2 protein-coding genes are annotated in these 617 nt (G+C 50.2%); both read left to right on the top strand.

Annotated elements, in window-relative coordinates:
* The coding region (locus HMPREF2975_RS07800; protein WP_227469329.1) for a DUF6318 family protein at nucleotides 1-341 on the top strand (341 nt) is incomplete at its 5' end.
* Nucleotides 338-617 (top strand): hypothetical protein (locus HMPREF2975_RS12800; RefSeq protein ID WP_227469328.1); only part of this gene is annotated, 280 nt, incomplete at its 3' end. The genes HMPREF2975_RS07800 and HMPREF2975_RS12800, both read left to right, overlap by 4 nt.

The raw sequence follows: 617 nt of genomic DNA, 5'->3' as shown, positions 1-617 counted from the left end.
ACACCACCACCCTCAAAAAAGTCAGCAGCCCAGAATGCAATGTATGCCAATCCTTTATCAACGAGATCGAGACGCAATACACAGGCGGCGGGTGGAACATCGGTATGAAATACGAGGTCAGGACTCTAGATGATGGCATCCCTCATTCGGATGATGAGGATGTCTATTTGGTTGTGGGTACAGTACATACCCCCATATACGTTGCGTTTAATGAAGAGGGGAAAATTGTCAGCGGCGTAGAAAGAACTGAGGTCATCGAGCTCGAAGTGGACAGCGGTTCGGGATCTTTCGTTTTAAGGCGTCTCTACGGCGATTCTAAGGATGAAGGTTCACAATCATGAAGCCAGTAGAGACTTGGAAAAAAGCCATTTTAATTGCCGACTTGATCCTAGTTAGCACGTCACCGCCTCCAGCTAATGACACAGATAGGTACTCATTCGACTTTCGCTCGGATTCTGACAACCAGTTAACGCTCCAAGTCGATTACCGCCAAGAAACGACCACTCCGCCCATTCCCGGCTCTGCTGGCGTGGAGAATGTTGACGTCGCTGGTGCTGGTGGTGTGATTGAGGTTGTTGAGGGACCGGTTGGTGGGTTTCGTGTACCGGGCTGGCAGG

This window comes from Actinomyces sp. HMSC065F12 (assembly GCF_001814535.1).
Taxonomy (GTDB): Bacteria; Actinomycetota; Actinomycetes; order Actinomycetales; family Actinomycetaceae; genus Pauljensenia; species Pauljensenia radingae_A.
The sequence above is the reverse complement of the archived record's forward strand: the minus strand, read 5'-3'. Positions and strand labels throughout refer to the sequence as shown.